General features: G+C 44.9%; 15 protein-coding genes. 11 read left to right on the forward strand and 4 right to left on the reverse strand.

All coding sequences use genetic code 11. The features are described from left to right. Positions 1-170: 170 nt before the first annotated feature. Positions 171-1574: a H(+)/Cl(-) exchange transporter ClcA gene (clcA, locus tag R7Z50_RS01795; protein WP_005373473.1), complete on the reverse strand. Its 1404-nt coding sequence runs from the start codon at positions 1572-1574 to the stop codon at positions 171-173. Between the two features lie 505 nt (positions 1575-2079). Here clcA and R7Z50_RS01800 point away from each other — a divergent pair. After that, positions 2080-2658 carry a hypothetical protein gene (locus tag R7Z50_RS01800; RefSeq protein WP_318148825.1) on the forward strand — a complete coding sequence of 193 codons (579 nt, stop codon included), beginning with the start codon at positions 2080-2082 and terminating at the stop codon, positions 2656-2658. Here R7Z50_RS01800 and R7Z50_RS01805 read toward each other — a convergent pair. Beyond that, on the reverse strand, positions 2639-3052 hold the full coding sequence (locus R7Z50_RS01805; protein ID WP_005373470.1) for a helix-turn-helix domain-containing protein: 414 nt from the start codon (positions 3050-3052) through the stop codon (positions 2639-2641). The two genes, R7Z50_RS01800 and R7Z50_RS01805, sit on opposite strands and share 20 nt — an antisense overlap. Before the next feature lie 95 nt (positions 3053-3147). Between R7Z50_RS01805 and R7Z50_RS01810 the strand changes: the two genes are divergently transcribed. The 5 genes from R7Z50_RS01810 (at position 3148) to R7Z50_RS01830 (ending at position 8973) form a co-directional block, all read left to right on the forward strand. Continuing rightward, the gene (locus tag R7Z50_RS01810; RefSeq protein ID WP_318148826.1) at positions 3148-4056 is read left to right on the forward strand and encodes an aldo/keto reductase family oxidoreductase; all 909 of its coding nucleotides are present in this window, start codon (positions 3148-3150) and stop codon (positions 4054-4056) included. 367 nt (positions 4057-4423) lie between these two features. Continuing rightward, positions 4424-5428, forward strand: a complete 1005-nt coding sequence (locus R7Z50_RS01815; protein WP_033906388.1) for a response regulator — start codon at positions 4424-4426, stop codon at positions 5426-5428. Further along, positions 5428-5865, forward strand: coding sequence for a PAS domain-containing protein (locus R7Z50_RS01820; protein ID WP_005373463.1), 438 nt, complete (start codon positions 5428-5430; stop codon positions 5863-5865). The genes R7Z50_RS01815 and R7Z50_RS01820 overlap by 1 nt, the downstream gene beginning before the upstream one ends. Before the next feature lie 86 nt (positions 5866-5951). Next, positions 5952-7493, forward strand: a complete 1542-nt coding sequence (locus R7Z50_RS01825) for an NAD(P)H-hydrate dehydratase (RefSeq protein ID WP_318148827.1) — start codon at positions 5952-5954, stop codon at positions 7491-7493. 436 nt (positions 7494-7929) lie between these two features. Next, the gene (locus R7Z50_RS01830) at positions 7930-8973 is read left to right on the forward strand and encodes a GMP reductase (RefSeq protein WP_053304513.1); all 1044 of its coding nucleotides are present in this window, start codon (positions 7930-7932) and stop codon (positions 8971-8973) included. 618 nt (positions 8974-9591) lie between these two features. On the opposite strand, the gene R7Z50_RS01835 is transcribed toward R7Z50_RS01830, so the two are convergent. Then, a complete protein-coding gene (locus R7Z50_RS01835) occupies positions 9592-11736 on the reverse strand; it encodes a TonB-dependent receptor (protein WP_206970295.1) in 2145 nt (714 codons plus the stop codon). 142 nt (positions 11737-11878) lie between these two features. On the opposite strand from R7Z50_RS01835, the gene R7Z50_RS01840 reads away from it, so the two are divergent. The 5 genes from R7Z50_RS01840 to R7Z50_RS01860 are packed head-to-tail and all read left to right on the forward strand — an operon-like array spanning position 11879 to position 16430. After that, on the forward strand, positions 11879-12838 hold the full coding sequence (locus R7Z50_RS01840; protein ID WP_206970292.1) for an ABC transporter substrate-binding protein: 960 nt from the start codon (positions 11879-11881) through the stop codon (positions 12836-12838). After that, positions 12822-13805, forward strand: a complete 984-nt coding sequence (locus R7Z50_RS01845) for a FecCD family ABC transporter permease (protein WP_206970289.1) — start codon at positions 12822-12824, stop codon at positions 13803-13805. The genes R7Z50_RS01840 and R7Z50_RS01845 overlap by 17 nt, the downstream gene beginning before the upstream one ends. Continuing rightward, a complete protein-coding gene (locus R7Z50_RS01850) occupies positions 13805-14767 on the forward strand; it encodes a FecCD family ABC transporter permease (protein ID WP_206970277.1) in 963 nt (320 codons plus the stop codon). The genes R7Z50_RS01845 and R7Z50_RS01850 overlap by 1 nt, the downstream gene beginning before the upstream one ends. Continuing rightward, complete coding sequence (locus tag R7Z50_RS01855) at positions 14767-15570, forward strand: ABC transporter ATP-binding protein (RefSeq protein WP_206970273.1); 804 nt, start codon at positions 14767-14769, stop codon at positions 15568-15570. Before R7Z50_RS01850 ends, R7Z50_RS01855 begins: the two co-directional genes overlap by 1 nt. After that, positions 15570-16430 carry a (2Fe-2S)-binding protein gene (locus R7Z50_RS01860; protein ID WP_206970268.1) on the forward strand — a complete coding sequence of 287 codons (861 nt, stop codon included), beginning with the start codon at positions 15570-15572 and terminating at the stop codon, positions 16428-16430. The genes R7Z50_RS01855 and R7Z50_RS01860 overlap by 1 nt, the downstream gene beginning before the upstream one ends. 153 nt (positions 16431-16583) lie before the next feature. On the opposite strand, the gene R7Z50_RS01865 is transcribed toward R7Z50_RS01860, so the two are convergent. Then, on the reverse strand, positions 16584-17558 hold the full coding sequence (locus tag R7Z50_RS01865) for a peptidoglycan DD-metalloendopeptidase family protein (RefSeq protein WP_065275203.1): 975 nt from the start codon (positions 17556-17558) through the stop codon (positions 16584-16586). Positions 17559-17646: the final 88 nt, after the last annotated feature.

Consider the following 17646-nt stretch of genomic DNA (forward strand, 5'->3'; position numbering starts at 1 on the left):
GAATACTAACAAGTATGGAGAGGGGTTTCTCATGAAAGGTGGTGAGCAAATATCAGAGAATGATAATTTTGTGAGTTTGGTATCGAATATTTGGGAAAAGATGTAAAAATGCAGAGTTTATCGCTCCAAACAGTTCGATAGTCTGGAGCGAAGTGATAACAAAGAGAATGTTATGTTGATTGATTCTCCGGTAGATCCTGCTGGCGTAACTTTTCGTTTTTGATTGTGCGATGCAGCAACTGGCTGTAAATAGGTTGTCCACCCAACAATTGAGCAATAATCACAGCGCCCAAACAAGTAATGATCAATGGCAGGATTAAGTAGTAGTTATTCGTCATTTCAATCACTAACAGAATACCTGTAATCGGTGCACGTACCGTCGCAGCAAACAGGGCACCCATGCCTGCAATCGCAAATACACCAGGCTCGATATCAAGCGCAGGGAGCAAGACATCAGCACTTGCTCCGAACGCATAACCAAATAAGGTTCCCAGAGCAAGCATAGGTGCAAAGATGCCTCCCGGCGCACCAGAACCAAAACAGAGCAGGGTTGTAATTACACGACCAAAGAAAAGCAAAACTAAAATGGATACCGAGTAGTTACCGTTAGTAATGTCAGGAATAAGGCCGATACCACCACCAGTTAGTTGGGGTACGTACAAAAGAAGCAAGCCAAACACGCCTCCCAGTAACGAACCTACAATCAAGTAGCGCTTACGATCGTTTTTGTGAATTGCGACAAAACTGTCTTGTGCCACGGTAATCAGTTTATTGAAGATCACGCCAAACACGCCAAACAATGCGCCAAGCAATAAAAACAGCCATAGGGTTTGAAGCTCTGGCGACTGGTATTGCGGCATAGTGATAACGGCGTCTTGCCCGTTGATGGCGCGAAACACTATGTTCGCCATAATGGCAGAAATGATCACTGCGCGAATTGAGATCAAAGAGTAGCGAAACTGAGGTCGCATTTCCTCCACAACGAACATAATGCCTGCGAGCGGGGCATTAAAGGCCGCAGCCAAACCACCAGCAGCACCAGACGCGAGCAGGGAGTGGCGGGTATCGTCATCCTTTACCCGGAATATATCGGTCACCATTCGACCTACAGCACCACCCATTTGAACGGTTGGGCCTTCACGACCAAGCACCATACCTGAGCCAAGTGCGCCCATGCCGCCGAAGAATTTTACTGGTAGAACTCGCCACCAGCGCACTGGACGAATATTATCCATTGCCCCTTCGATTTCAGGAATACCAGAACCTGCCGCTTCTGGCGCAAAGCGGTGCACAAGAAAATAGCCAATAAAAGCTAAAAGTGCGCTAATGAGAACCGCTGCCAGCCACAACGGTAGAACATTACCAATTTCGCTTCTTAACCATTCTGTTCGTGTTTCAGAAACGAAATGAACGGCAAGCTCGAAATACGTACCGACAAAACCAGCCAACGTACCCACAATGGCGGCCATAATGAGAACAGAAAATGGTGTTGACCCTCGAGAGACAAACTGGTTAATCGCATCTTTCGGTACGTGCGCCAACACAGATTTCACAATTCTCTCGCGTTTGGTCATTAAAAAGCTCTCCTGTTGCTGGGGGAAGGGACGAAAGAAAGTATACGCTTCGCAGAGTCTAGACCTAATCAATAAAGATGCAATTTAGCTTTTCACTATTGAGTGTTCGAAGTGTCGCGATATTATTCATTCACTCAGATTGTGCTATTGCTCTCATAATTTAGGATAAAAAACTTGTTTTTTGAGAAAAATGAACCATGCTTTAATTGTAAAGCAACATGACTGCTTCAGAAGGAGGGATGTGAGGTTTTACACACAATTTGGATGGATTCAAACCCTACGGTAAGTCCTCGTTTTATGTTCGGGATGCATCAATAGACATCGCCGATTCGCACACTCACGATTGAGTAACGAGGTAGAGGCGCACGAACATGTGCGCCTTCTTAATTTCTGCGTTATAACTTTCATCACCATAACTTTCATCGCCACCTGCCACTATTTTTCTCTTGAACATTTTCTTGCAGTTAGTAATGTCTTGGTTCGATGTCACCAACTAGAGCAGTGCATGCGCTTTTATCTTCGACTCTTACTTTCTTTATGTTGTTGTTCGGTAACGTTTCCGGCACTTTCAACGCCGAGCTGGTGGCAAGACACGTTGTCAGCAATGCCATATTCCAATTTAAAAGAACGTATAGAAAAAAGTGGAAGCTGGTATGGTTGCGAAGTGCAGTTGCGAGACAACTCAACGTTTATCAGCGCATTTTGTTTGGATGATTTTTCGTACTACCAGCAGCACTTGTATGGTGAAGTGATTTTGAGAAGAGAAAGTGCTCAGTTCTCGTTTCTCACTGAATACGAGTGGCAGCGTCTGAATGACTTACTTCTCAACTTAAGAAAGGATGGGTTAGTTTTACGCAGAGTCACTATCGGAAAAGAACACTATGATGTCGTTGAAGCTCTGGAAAAGAAATCTTCCGAACTTGTCGATAAAGAAGTTGTTTTGTTGATGAACCGCTATCCACAAGAAACGATTCGAAGTTTGCTTTGGGTAAAACCGGACGAGTTTCTGACGCCATCACCGTCCTTAAATGTGCAATTGCGCAGTGATGGCGAAATTATCGAGGTCAAAGTGACTCGTTTTTAGATTCTTTATGGAGAGATAGGAAGGTCGCCATTGCAGACTCATCCAAAAAACCATCCGATTTTTTGTGAGCGCGCAGGTATTGATAGCCTGCAATTAGCTTGCGGTGTATCTCTTCTGCATCGTCTGACAACGGCTGATTCATAACGTGTTGAAAGGCAAGTTTGTACGCATCCATATCCACGACTTCAGCACGGCGATATAAATAACCACATCCCGTTGCTAACCATTCGAGAGAGCAATTGGCGCGCATTGCAATTTGATTTGCTTTGGTTAGGCTAGGTTCACTGCCTTTAAGGTATTTGCGTATTAAAGCTTCAGACACATCGACGCGTCGAGCGAACCCGCTGATGCTTTCTTCTCCGATCAGGGTGGCTAGGCGTTGGGCAAAAGACATATTTCGTACTCCAGTTCGAATTGCGAAAGTTTACCCGTTGAGCCGGCACGAAAACAAGACTACGATGAATGCAGATCAATTGAAGGAGAAAACCCATGGTTGCAAAAGTAGTAACTGCACCAAAAGGCCCAGAGTTCTCAGAGCTGGTTCAAGGATATTGGCGTGCAGTTGAGTGGGGAATGACGGCTCAAGAGCGTTTGTCATTTCTTAAGCAACACATTGAGTTAGGCATTACGACAGTCGATCACGCCGACATCTACGGTAATTACGAGTGTGAGGCGTTGTTTGGTGAAGCGTTAGCTTTAGACAAGAGTGTTCGTGAGCAAATTCAGATCGTGACGAAATGCGACATCAATTTGTGTGGCGATAAAACGCCAGAGCGTAAGATCAATCACTACGACACGAGCTCAGCACATATCTACCAATCGGTGAATAACTCGCTAGAACGTTTGAATGTGGATGAAATCGACGTACTTTTAATTCATCGTCCTGACGTGTTAATGGATGCAGATGAGGTTGCAGAAGCATTTTCTGAGCTTCACAAAGTCGGCAAAGTGAAGCACTTTGGCGTGTCTAACTTCACTCCACGCCAGTTTGAACTGCTGCAATCTCGCTTAGGTAAGCCGTTGGTTACTAACCAAGTGGAAATCAACCCACTTAACTTTGAGGTTGCACACGATGGAACGCTTGATCAAATGCAAATGTTGCGCACGCGACCAATGGCTTGGTCTTGCCTCGGTGGTGGTTCAATTTTTAGTGGTGACAGTGAGCAAGCTGTTCGTGTCCGTAACGAATTAGAAGCAATTCGTGAAGAAGTGGGCGCAGCGAGTATTGACCAAGTAATTTATGCCTGGGTACGTCGTTTGCCATCTAACCCTATTCCAATCATTGGCTCTGGTAAAATCGAGCGTGTGCAAACTGCAGTTAATTCATTGAACATCGAACTTACTCGAGAGCAATGGTATCGCGTATGGGTGGCTTCTAAAGGTCATGGTGTGCCATAGAATTGATATCTTATCGATGAAATTGTTATTAAAGGCATCCTCTAGCAGGGTGCCTTTTTAGTTTTAGCGCGTTACTGTTTACCCATTATGGAAATGGAAAGAATGAAATTCGAGCAAAAATGGGCTTTGGATGTTAGCTGCAACTTTTTGCTTACTTTGGGTGGAGGAGTTTTACCCATGTTTGTTTTATGTCACTAAACAGCGAATGTGATGCTTGCTTTTTAGTCATTTTGTTCACTCATTCATTCATATTGCGTATGCTTATTGAATAATAAAGAAATAAAAAACTCGTCAGTTTTCTCGTATTACATGCTGTAACAATCTGTTAGACTCCGGCGCAGATTGTGGAATATAAAAAGGTGATTGAATGTCTTTTCCCGTACTCATCTGTGATGATTCAGCGTTAGCACGCAAACAGATGGCGAGATCACTACCAGCCACATTGAATGCCGATATTACGTTTGCTATCCACGGAAAAAACGCGCTAGAAGAACTCGAAAAAAACGAGTTTAAATTGATGTTTCTTGATTTGACTATGCCAGAAATGGATGGCTTTGAAACACTAGAGCACATGCAACGGTTGGGGGATAAAACTCCGGTGGTTGTTGTGTCGGGGGATATCCAACCTAAAGCGAAAGAGCGCGTGCTCGCACTGGGTGCAAAAGCGTTTATTCAAAAACCGATCGCCAAAGATGAACTCAAGAAGGCGCTTAAAGAGTTGGTCGAGCCAGAACCTCGTCCTCAAATTATCACGCCTGTCTCTATTGAGTTACCGATTTTACGTCGTCGCGATATTTACATGGAAGTGGCTAACGTTTCAATTGGTCGAGCAGCCGATGCATTGGCGCGTCACTTTGATGTGTTTGTGCAACTACCTCTGCCGAACGTCAATATCTTTGAAGTGAGCGAACTTCACATGGCCCTACGTGACTTGGCGTCGCATGACAACGTATCGGGTGTTTGTCAGGGATTTTGTGGCGAAGGTATTGCTGGCGAAGCGCTAGTGATTTTGAGTGATTCAAGCGTATCTGATCTCAAAAAGTTGATGAAAGTACCAGCAGACAGCGAAGAGCTAGAAGAGCTTGAGCTGCTAATGGATATTTCTAATATTTTGGTGGGGTCGTTCTTAAATGGTTTAGGCGAGCAGTCTGAAGTCCGATTCTTCCAAAGTCCACCAGTACTCCTTGGTCAGCATATCTCAATTGACTCGATCATTGAATCTACAACTGGAGCATTCAGCCGCACGATGACATTCGAAGTGAGCTACAACATTGAAGGAACGTCGATTCGTTGTGACTTGTTGTTTATGTTTGTGGATGAATCCTTGCCGCTGCTTGATAACAAACTGTCTTATCTAATGGAGGAGTTCTAATGTTGAATATGCCAGCAGAGTTTGAACAATTCCATTGGATGGTGGATATGGTACAAAACGTCGACATGGGCTTAGTGGTCATTGATCGAGATTACAATGTACAGGTCTGGAATGGGTTTATGACTCATCACAGTGGTTTGCAGTCTCATGATGCGATTGGTCGTTCTATATTTGATATCTTCCCTGAAATCCCACAGGAGTGGTTTAAATTAAAAACAAAACCAGTGTATGACCTAGGCTGCCGTAGCTTCATCACATGGCGACAACGACCTTACTTATTCTGCTGTCGCAATGTTCGACCAGTTACGCAGCAAGCGGAGTTTATGTACCAGAATGTTACGTTGAACCCAATGCGCACACCGACTGGAAAAATCAACTCGTTGTTTTTGTCTATACAAGACGCGACGGCTGAAGCTCTGATGTCTCAGAATCAATAGCGATAAAAAACTTTCTCAAAAGCCAAGGTCCGCCTTGGCTTTTTTGTATACTTATAATTGTGTTTCCCAATGCGTAGAACGTGAATATGGACTTTAATCTCGCCCTAAAACTCTACACCGCAGAGCAAGTAAAAAACGGTGAAACGCTGGCTGCGCAAATGGCTGGTGTTTCTATGTATAGCTTAATGCAACGCGCTGGTATGGCCGTGTATGAGCGCTTTTTACATCTGTATCCTAAATCAAAAAATATCTTAGTGATTTGCGGTAAAGGGAATAACGGTGGCGATGGTTACGTATTTGCATCTCTTGCGAAACAAGCTCAACTCAATGTACATGTTTTCCAAATTGGTGATGTATCTGCGCTAAAAGGTGATGCTTTGCGCGCATACCAAGATTGGCAGTCAATCGACGGTGTTAACAATGATTGGGATGAATGGAATACCGCATTGCTAGAAGCAGATGTGATCATTGATGCCATGTTAGGTACTGGTTTAAGCGGTGAGGTTCGTTCGGAGTATCGTCGCTATATTGACCAAATTAATCAAATTCATACCCCTGTGATTGCAGTCGACGTTCCTTCTGGTCTGTGTGCTAATACAGGTGCAGTTTTAGGTGATGCTATTCGTGCCGAGCATACAGTAACCTTCATTGGGTTTAAGCAAGGCTTATGCACTGGACAAGCGAGAGATCGCGTTGGCGAGCTCTACTTTTGTGGTTTAGGCGTCAATACTAAGTTTGATACTATCGAAGTAGAAAGTGCATTAGGTATTGATCATCAGGTTGTTTCAAGATTAATGCCCAAGCCAAATCCAACGGTCCATAAAGGTGACAACGGGAAGTTGCTTTGTGTTGGTGGCAATCAAGGGATGTCTGGAGCGATTCGTTTATGTTCCTCCGCTGCGATTAGAGCCGGAGCGGGTTTAACTGCCGCAATTACTCACACGAGTAGCCTTATTCCACTGCAGGTTGGTTGCCCAGAAGTAATGAGCCAGAGCATCACCGCTGACTTACTCAGGGATACTGAGAACGGCTTGACTAAACGCATTCGCTGGGCTGACGTATTAGTGTTTGGTCCTGGCTTTGGAGATGATGAGTGGGCTTATCAAGCCTATCAATATCTGGCTCAAGAGCAGAAACCTAAAGTTGTTGATGCTGATGGCCTCAATATTCTAGCGATGCTGAGCCAGCGATGCGATGGCACTCTGGTGTACGACAACCATCGAGTGATCACGCCGCATCCTGGAGAGGCTGCTCGACTACTAAATGTAACCATTCAACAAATAGAAAGTGACCGATACTCTGCTGCAAGACAACTGCAAGAGCGTTATGGCGGTGTAGTGGTTTTAAAAGGCGCGGGGACACTTATTTACGATGGAACGAGAATGTACGTCTGTCTAGCGGGTAACGCCGGAATGGCGACGGGGGGAATGGGAGATGTGTTATCTGGAGTCATTGGTGCATTGCTAGCCAAAGGTTTACCAATTTCTGTTGCCGCACGTTTAGGTGTGGTACTTCACAGTCATGCTGCTGATATAAACGTGAGTCAGAATGGTCAAATTGGTCTTTTGGCAAGTGATGTCGTTAGCACTCTTCGTACCGCTATCACCCAAGAGCTCTATCGAAATTAATTAGATTTCATGCATTGCTGAGAAAATTGGTCGATTTTTTTGAGTACTTTTTTACGAATTAGCAGGGCATCTTAGTATTAGGTGATTGAGTTTTAGGCAGGTTTGAGAGGTGATGCGTTTTAATTTTTAAGATATGACGCAAAGGTTTGCGCAATAGGTTAACTCAAGTGCTTTCTCAAGTTGTTGATAGTTATAAATAATAAGAGGTTTTGGTGACTTGGGGAGCGTTTTTGATATGCGATTTTCAAGATGGTATCACAAAAAAAATTCAAATATCAGACTTGTAGGAAATAAATCACAGCCTATAATGCTGAAAACCGGAGCGTCTGCCAACGCTCCGGTTTTTTTGTGTCCGAAGAACAGTGAACTCGTCTGCCAACGAAATCACTACGCACTCTGAAATGACACATATACATATGAATCAAGGAATTACACAATGCGTATCGAACAAGAACTTAAGTTAGGTTTTAAAGATGTACTGTTTCGCCCGAAACGTTCTACCCTTAAGAGCCGTTCTCAAGTAAATTTAACCCGCGATTTTACATTCAAGCATAGTGGTCGTCAATGGTCTGGTGTGCCAGTAATCGCAGCAAACATGGATTCGGTTGGTAGCTTTGCAATGGCTAAAGCGCTGGCTGAGCATGGTGTAATGACCGCTGTTCACAAACATTACACGGTAGAAGATTGGGCTGAGTTTTCTAAATCAGCAGATAAAGTAACCATGAATAACGTTATGGTGTCTACGGGAACATCTGACGCAGACTTCCAAAAAACCAAAGACATCATGGCACTTTCAGATGAATTTATTTTCATTTGTATCGACATTGCAAATGGTTACTCAGAGCATTTGGTCGAGTATGTTGAACGCGTGCGAGCAGAGTTCCCAGACAAGGTTATTTCTGCAGGCAACGTGGTTACTGGTGATATGTGTGAAGAGCTAATCCTAGCTGGTGCAGACATCGTTAAAGTGGGTATCGGCCCAGGCTCAGTTTGTACAACTCGTGTAAAAACGGGTGTTGGTTACCCGCAGCTTTCTGCAATCATCGAGTGTGGTGATGCAGCGCACGGCCTTGGTGGCATGATCGTCGGTGACGGTGGCTGTTCTTGTGCGGGTGACGTAGCGAAAGCATTCGGTGGTGGCGCGGATTTCGTAATGCTAGGCGGGATGCTAGCGGGTCACGAAGAGTCAGGCGGCGAAGTGATCGAGAAAGACGGCGAGAAGTTCATGAAATTCTATGGCATGTCGTCGAAGAGCGCGATGGATAAGCACTCAGGTGGTGTCGCTGGCTACCGTGCGGCCGAAGGTAAAACCGTATTATTGCCATACCGTGGTAGCGTTCACGGCACTATTCAAGACATCCTTGGAGGCGTTCGCTCAACATGTACATACGTAGGTGCAGCAAAGCTTAAAGAGCTAACCAAGCGTACTACATTCATCCGCGTTCAAGAACAAGAGAACAACGTGTTCGGTAAAGAGTAAATCGACTGAATGTAACAAGTGTAAAAGCAACCATATATTGATATTTGGTGCAACCATAATTTGATATTGCCTCTTCATAAGTCTATTGCTTTTTAAGTTTATGACATTTTTGAAGGGGCTATTTTATATCTGCTTTAGGATGAAATACCTAGCTAAGTGAGTTTGTTTAACACTTCTATCATGGCGTAGGTTTTTCCAACTTGAGCATTGTAATTTCTCAAACTTAACTAAGCGGCAATGAAAATACATGCTTAACCATAGGAGCCATCGTAATCGCTAAGTCATTAAATAGGCGAGGTCTTCCAGGTTGGTTCCCTTGCTTGATTTGCTTCCATAGCTGAACAGTCTCTTAATTAAAAATGTCCGTTAACAGCGGGTGATTAAAGCTTGGTTGTTGTGTTTCCAATTGGTTGTTCTGTAGCGAGACTGGCTATTAGCCTAAGTATATGAGTGAACTTAGCTGCTCAGCTCATGGGTTGAAGATTTAGTTGCCTGATTTAGGAAACAAAGCTAGTACCCGGCACTAGTTTGAATTTTAAGGTAATAAATCACGAATATAACAGTAGAAGTGAAAGACATGCGCTTAATCTGATTAAGCGCATTTTCTGTGTTTTAAGTTTAGTATTTCACTTCGTAGTTCAAGTGGAAGCGACGACCCGGTGCGTTGTAGTAACGTGAGTTGTTACGCTCTGATTGCGCGTACGCCGTCATGTAGTCTTCGTTGAATAGGTTTTCAACAGCGAAGCTTAACGTACCGAACGGAAGATCGTAGTCCACACCAGCGTTTGCAACGAAGTAGCTGTCTACTGCGTATTTCGCGCCAGAAGTGATTTCATCTTCTTTATCACGGTTGCCTGAGTAAACCAGCGTCATGTTGTAGCGACCGAATTCGTAAGCGTCGTAACTGATAACAGACGTTACTTTCAATGGTGCGATACGCGTGCCGTCTAGTGGTTCCCAACCGCTGTCTTCGTTAAGTTTACGCTCACCTTCTTGCCAAGAGATCGTGCTGTCTGTACGAAGGTTAGCAAGAATGCTGTAACCAAGCGTTGCTTCCGCACCCCAAACTTTTTCTGGTGCACGAGTACTTTCTAGCGCATCGCCGGCTTCGTTTACGTTCAGTGTCGAACCTAGGTCAGATTCGCTGTAGAACGCTGCAAGAGAGTAGTCCGCTCCACCAAGGAAACCGCGCACACCCACTTCGTAGTTGTCAGTAGTAATTGGCTTGATAGCACCTTCAACTGTTGAGCTGTTGCCAGAACGAATGTCACGTAGTGCTTCGTTCGTTGACATACCTTGCGCGAAAGATGCAAACAGCTGGTGGTTGTCGGTCAGATCGTGTGTCACACCAATGTTGAATAGGAACTTGTCAAAGTACGGATCACCGCCTTGAACTTGATCACCTGCATTGTTGTGCGTGTTACCTACCGTGAAATCATCCACGCTTAGGCGAACGTACTCGTAACGGATACCGTAAGAAAGAACCGTGTTATCGCTTACATCAGTAATGAACTGTGCGAATGGTGCGATAGCAAATTGCTCTACATCCGGTGTGTTGTTGTAGAAACCGACGCTGTTTGGCTGTTTGAACGACTGTTGTTCAACGTCCATACCCCAAGTCACGAATGCCCAATCAATTTGGCTAGAGATGTTGGCTTTCACGCCGAAACGATCAAAATCTGTCTCGTTGTGGCCGTATAGCGTTTGACCAAAGGTTGGAGAATTTGGGTTCTTGTCTTTCATCGCAAGCGTGAACGTCTCAGTATCTTGAGCCATCCAGTAACCCGTTACGTCGAGCATACCTAGGCTAAAGCCCAGATCTTGGTAACGTGCTTGGTAGTTAGCGAACGTACGTGTCACGTCATTTGGTTTCGCGCCATCTTTGCCTGCAACGCCGTTGTTGTAACCTGGGCCACAGTGAACCGCTTCTGCAGGTTTGCCGTTAGCTGCATCGCCATTCGCTGCACACCAGCCGTCGTTGTCAGTAATGTTACGAACGCCAACAGTCAAAGTCAGTGAACGATTTTCGTCGATGTTACGGTTCCAAACGCCGTTTACGTTTAGGTTGTCCATGTCATCTTCGTTGTTTACCGAAGGTAGGCGGTCACCGTTAGCATCGTAGCTGCCGCCACGTTGCTCGTAACCCAGACCTAAACGCCATTGATCTTTCTTATCACCGCCAGTCGCTTCTTGGTAAACGTTCCAAGTGAACGCATCGCTACCAAACTCTTGGAAGCTTGTGCCAACTTTAGTGCGATATTCTACTGCGCCTTCTTCTGGCATTTTGGTGATCACGTTGATGATACCGCCCTGTGCGCCAAGGCCGTATACCGCAGAACCACCGCGGATAACTTCGATACGCTCAACGTTTTGCGGATCAATCGCCGACAACTCTTGGCCAAAATCTAGGAAGCTGTTGTTTTGTGCAACACCGTCAATCAATAGCAGAACGCGACGACCACGGATTTGGTTTTGACCTTTGCTGCTCAGGTTACCGTGAACAGAAGTCCCCATACCTGGAACCAAGGTTGAAAGCACATCGTTGATGCTGCGGCTTTGGTTCAATTGAGATTGAAGTTGTGCTTGGTCGATAACGGTCACAGAGCGAGGAACGTCGTTAAGCAGCTGTTGAGAACGGCTTGCGGTAACAACCATTGTTTCCATTGCTTGGACTTGGTCGTTACTTTCCGCTGAAACGCCGAAAGGTGAAAGAGTAATTGCACTTACCACTGCAATATTTAGCTTAGATAGTTTGAGTTTCATAACTTCCTGCAACTAAAAGTTGTCTTTTATAAACTTGTTAATAAATTGATTTAGCTAGCGATTATTGAGCACTTTGTAATTACGTGGTAGTCTAGCACGCAAAGAAGTAATGTAAATATCAATAATTATCATTTGTAATTTAATGGGCAATTTTACAGCAGTCGTTATCATTTCAATAATTAGCCAAATGCTGTCTATTCAGCTTGCTTATGCAAGTAGGTTAAGCGCATCAGTTGTCGATGATCTAGACCATACTATTTCGACGTCGAATGTGACCCATTTCCCGCGTGTTGCAAGCGTGTCTACTTTTGGTGCAGAGCTAGTAATAGCAATGGATGAGAAGCCTGTTGGTGTATCCGATTATCCTGGTGGATTTCCTCCTTATCTTTCTGCTTTAAATGACGTGCCAAGTCTTGGTAATCGTTCAAGAACCAGCTTTGAAGCTTTGTACGATGCGAAGCCAGATTTGGTTGTTGGTTTGGGGCGAATGTTAGAGCCTTACTATCAGCGCTTCGTCGAAATCGCACCGCCTCTCGGTTTTGATTTGATTACTTTAGAAGACAGTTTTTCTGCGGTAGAGCGTGCAAGCATGGCAATGGGGCGAGAAGAGCAAGGGAAATCACTAAATATGTGTTTTCAGACTTTTCTTGATGAAATGCAATCAAAGCTCGGTAATAGACAGTTTTCTGGTTTATTTCTTACAAGTGCAGGCGTCACTCCGCGAGCATACTACTCACACTTTATGTCCGTTGCTCTTATGGAAAAATTGAATATCCGAAGTGCGAATGGTGACTCGCCGTACGCGACGAAAACGCCTTTTTCTGGGCAAGTGGGTCTTGAGTGGTTGGTGAAACTCGATCCCGATGTGATTTTTATGTACCAGAACGCCGAGCCACAATTTACCGAATCGAAAATTTGGCAAAGCCTAAAAGCGGTGAAGAACAATCGAGTTTACTTGGTTGATATGACATGGCGAGAGCCAGAAGGGCCACTTTCACGAATTTGGGTCGCGATGGATATCGCCCACAAAGTGTATCCCGATCTTTTCCCTGCGCCTTCTGTTGAACGAGTTTATGAGGTGATCAATGGCTCATGTTCTTAGGATAACCAAACCAAGTGCGGTGATGGTTCGCAGTTTGGCGACGGCTTTGCTGCTAACAGTGGTTTATGCGTCTTTGTCGAGTGGCATTTACCATTTTGATGCGCAGCAAATCATGGCGTTTTTGATTTCTGATTCAAGCAACCAAGCATCTTTAGTGTTTTGGGAACTACGTTTACCTCGCACCTTAATCGCACTCTTGGGTGGGGCGGCGTTGGCGGTATCCGGCTCGCTCATGCAAGACATCGTTCGCAACCCGTTAGCGTCTCCAAACCTGACCGGTGTGATGTCTGGCGCTGCGCTTAGCGTGTTAACGGCGACCATGTTCTTGCTGTCATTGCCAACGTTGTTTTGGGGGATTGTAGGTGGTTTGCTTGGCGGTGCCATTACCTTATCCATTAGTTGGAAACAGGGCGTCACACCAGCGCGTTTGGCGTTAGCTGGCATTTCCGTGAGTGCGTTTTGCCAAGCAGCGGTGACCTACATTCTTCTGTCGGATCGCGTAGACAGTGAGTCACTGTTTTTCTGGTTAACGGGCAGTAACGCAGGCGCGAATTGGTCGGTGTTTACGCCGCTTGTTTATACCGTCATTCCTGCGTTTATATTGCTTGCGGTGACACATCGACAGCGTGGTTACTTACTGCTGGATGACACCGTTGCTCGTGGTCTAGGTATCGCGATTAACCGTTATAGATTGGCGTTTGGTTTTGTCTCTGTCGTGCTTACTGCGGTTGCGGTTGGTGCATTTGGTCCTGTCGGTTTTGTTGGCCTTGTTGCCCCTCATCTCGCTCGCATGATGGGGTTGGGACTTGGCGGTGCAGCTTTGATTGGTGCGGCACTCGTTACCGCAGCAGATCTCCTTTCTCGAACCCTGCTTATGCCGTTGGAAATTCCGATTGGCGTCATTACCGCGACTTTAGGTGCGCCTTGGTTTCTTATGTTGATTGTTCGTGAGCTGAGAGGGAAATAATGAAAACGCGTTTCTTATTCCCTTGCTTGGCTTTGCTGGTGTTCGCTCCTGCACTGTTTATCGCTTCTAACCCAGAGCTTAGACAAGCAGGTGAACTGTTTATTACTCGCGGTACTTACCACCCATTTTGGTCGCTAACGTTACCAAGATTTTTGCTGGCGATTATGGCGGGTATGATGCTGGCAGTATCCGGCTTATTGCTGCAAACCACCCTCAAAAACCCGTTGGCAGACAGCGGTATTTTAGGGGTGAACGCTGGTGCTTCTCTTGGTGCTGTTTGTGCGATTTTGTTGCCCGCTTGGTTTAATTGGAATATCACCACAGAAAGCGCGTTGCTGCTGTTTTCAATGGCGGGTGGTTTGCTCAGTGCGATTCCTGTTTTGATCGTTAGCCGAATCGGAAATACCAGTCTCACTCTACTCACAGGTGTAGCGATCACGGCGATTCTTGGCGCGTTGAGTTCGGCGCTGATCTTCACTATTGGTCAGGGTAAAACCGACATCGCATTGCAATGGATGGCGGGTGGTATGTATGGACGAGGTTGGGAGCAAGTAAGTTATCTTCTGCCTTGGTTCTTGGCCTGTTTAGCGTTCATTGTTTTGGTGTATTTGCCATTGAAATGGGTACGCTACGATGACGCGATTTTGCGTGGCATTGGTATCAACGGTGCTCTGCTGCGTTTGGGGATTCTTTTAGGTACGGTATTTATTACTGCACCTGCCGTTTCAGCGGTTGGGCCGATTGGTTTTGTGGGATTGGTGATTCCGCACATTGCACGTTTGCTCAGTGCGAATGAGCCTTTGCGAACCATGTTCACGACGTTGATTTTCGGCGCTGGCTTCCTCGCGCTTTCAGATGTTTTAGCCAAACACTTACTGTTCCCAACCGAAATTCCAGCGGGCGTGATTACCGCACTGCTTGGTGTGCCATTTTTCCTCTTCTTGTTAAGGAAACACTCATAATGACCCTATCTTCAAAAGGGCTTGAAGGGCAATCGCTCACCTCAGGCTACAACGATACGATGATCTTGAGCGATGTGAACATCCGTCTTCAAGAAGGTAAGGTGACGGCGTTCATTGGCCCAAATGGGTGCGGTAAAAGTACGCTGATGAAGACCTTAACCGGTGCGATAAAAGCGAAAAAAGGCGACGTGACTTTTAAAGGCAAAGCACTTAACCAATGGAAGCTTAAAGATCTCGCTAAGCACATTGCGATTCTGCCTCAACATCCTAAGGCACCAGAAGGTGTCTTGGTCGAGCACCTTGTTGCGCTTGGTCGTGCTGCTCATCGCAAGTGGTATCAGGGCAACAGTGAGCGTGACCAAGAAGTGATTATTGAGTCGCTTGCTTCTGTCGGGTTGGCTGGTTACGAAAAGCGTGTAGTGAGTACGTTGTCGGGCGGTGAGCGTCAGCGCGTTTGGCTGGCGATGTGTTTGGCGCAAGAAGCTCAGTGGTTATTGCTGGATGAACCAACCAGTTATCTCGATTTAGGTCACCAACTCGAGTTACTTGAAGTGCTCGATAAGTTGAACAAGGAACGCAACTTAACCATCGTTTATGTTCTCCATGAACTCAGCCAAGCTGCGCAGTTCTGTGATGAACTGGTACTAATGAAAAAAGGTCAGATCTTAAAACAGGGGGCGCCTTTGGACGTGCTTACTCAATCGACCCTTGAATCGGTGTTTAAAGTGGAAGGAAAAATGGAAGTCATTGATGGCTACGTTTACTGTTTACCAAAAGCTTATGTTCGTGAGGAAGTGCGTTAATGGAAAACCTGTTTAATCAGTTTCGTACTTTAGTGTCTTTGCCTGAGAATGTTAAAACGCTGAGTGTCAGCGAGCAGCAAGCCATCTTGAATCGACACGAACCTTTCTTCCGCTTACGTTTTGCTGAACAGCCGAAAGGCATTAAAGCCAGTGAATGGTTTGAGCGTGAGTTTCCTGCTGTTGTGCAAGATTACGCAGATTCTATTGAGGCGAAATTGCCATTTGCCGTGCCGATTTGGCAGAAAGTGTTCAACGCGATTTTGCTGACGTCGCTGGTTGGTCACCGTGTGGTGTTTGATCGTGTGTTGCAGCTAACACTCGATGACCTGTATCTGAGCATTGGTGAAGACCATCGTGTCGCAAGCATTGAAGTGTCGAGTGCAATCCCTTTCTTTGCTCTTGAGGCTGGCAACGAAAACGCGATGCAAGTGGAGTCAGAACTGGCTTTAGATGAGAAACTTGCGCAAGTCATTACGACGCTCTCGGAGCCATTGGTGCCGTTGTACAAAAAGCAGAAAGTTAGCCCGAAAGTGTTTTGGGGGAATGCCTTGTACGCGTGTGATTTGGCGTTTTCTAAACTTGCGCATCAACCATTAGCCAATGACAGGTTAGATCTAGACGTGCAAGCGGCATCAAAGTGGCAGCAAAACCTATTTAACGCGGTAACACCAAAAGGCGGTGAGTTAAACACGGTAAAAAAGGTGACCTTTAATGGCTTTCAAAAGCTCTACGTGAGACGAGAAACGTGCTGTCTGAAATACAAAATTGAAGGCAAAGAGAAGTGCTCAACCTGTAACTTGCACGATTCAGAAATCCAAGAAAACATCATGCGTATGAACATGCTTGGGTTATTTCAGTAAAATCGATAAATTATCATTTTTTATTGACCACATGTAATTTCAGTAAAAGTCGCTTATTTGAAAAGGTTTTATGTGATTTAGAGCAAAGTTATGGTCTACTGTAGTTGCGGATAAATGGCAGTAGGAAGAATACACGAATCGAAGTGACTGTTGTTACCTATTTGACTGCTCATACCGTTGCCATTCCGCTGTTAACTCTGCTTTTTCTTTTCTCGCTGCAATCAGCATTTCTATATTTACGTCAGCGTTTGGGTGCCTTTGAATGTATCGCTCGTAATCAATTGGAATACCATTGATGTGCAGTTCAAGGTGTAAATGCGGCCCTGTTGTTCTTCCTGTGTTACCCGTTTTCCCTATCACTTGTCCTCGGCTGATCTTCTCACCAACATGGACGTTGCGCTGAGATAAGTGTAGGTAGCGTGATACAGAGCCATTTGTGTGGCGGATATTAATGTAGTTGCCGGCAAAACGGTTGTAGCGGGACTTTAAAACGATGCCATCAGCAATACTACGAATCGGTGTACCTACAGGTGTGGCATAATCAGTGCCTAAGTGCGGAGTCGTTATATTGGTCACTGGATGTGTTCGCTTTAAGTCATAGTCAGAGCTCACTCTGTAGTTTTTATCAAAGGGTGAAGAAAACATGAACTGATTATTTATCGACACACCATGCTCATCAAATACGTTACCGTGACCATCATTGATAATAAATAAATCAGTTTTACTGCCTAAATAGTAAAAAGAACTAATGTAAGTTTCGTTTTTACTATTTAATTTAGTTCTTAAGATAAAGTTATCACCTCTTTTAATAGAGTCAATAATATTAAACTTGCTTTTGATATGTGCTAATAGCAAGTTGATCTCTTTTTGACTCACTCCTGATTTTAATAATGAAGCGACAAAAGAGTATTCAACAACACCGATAGTGATTTTTTGCCTACGAGTATTCTTATTAATTGGTGGCTGCACATTCTCACTTTCGAATTCTAAAGGCTTGATGGTAGGTAGCCTATCCACAGGAGTGAGGAAGTAGTGAGAAAGCGATACGCTAATCAATATGATTAACGCAGTAGTGATAAGGGCTACGGTAGGAGCTTGCACACTCCTTTTTATTATTAAAATAGTCATTAGTTTTGTTGGTTTATCAATACTGACAGTTGTGCGTAGAGTATAATATTTTAAATAAAAACTAGCATTAAAGCATGAGTAATTCCTC

Source organism: Vibrio sp. 1249-1, from assembly GCF_033340495.1.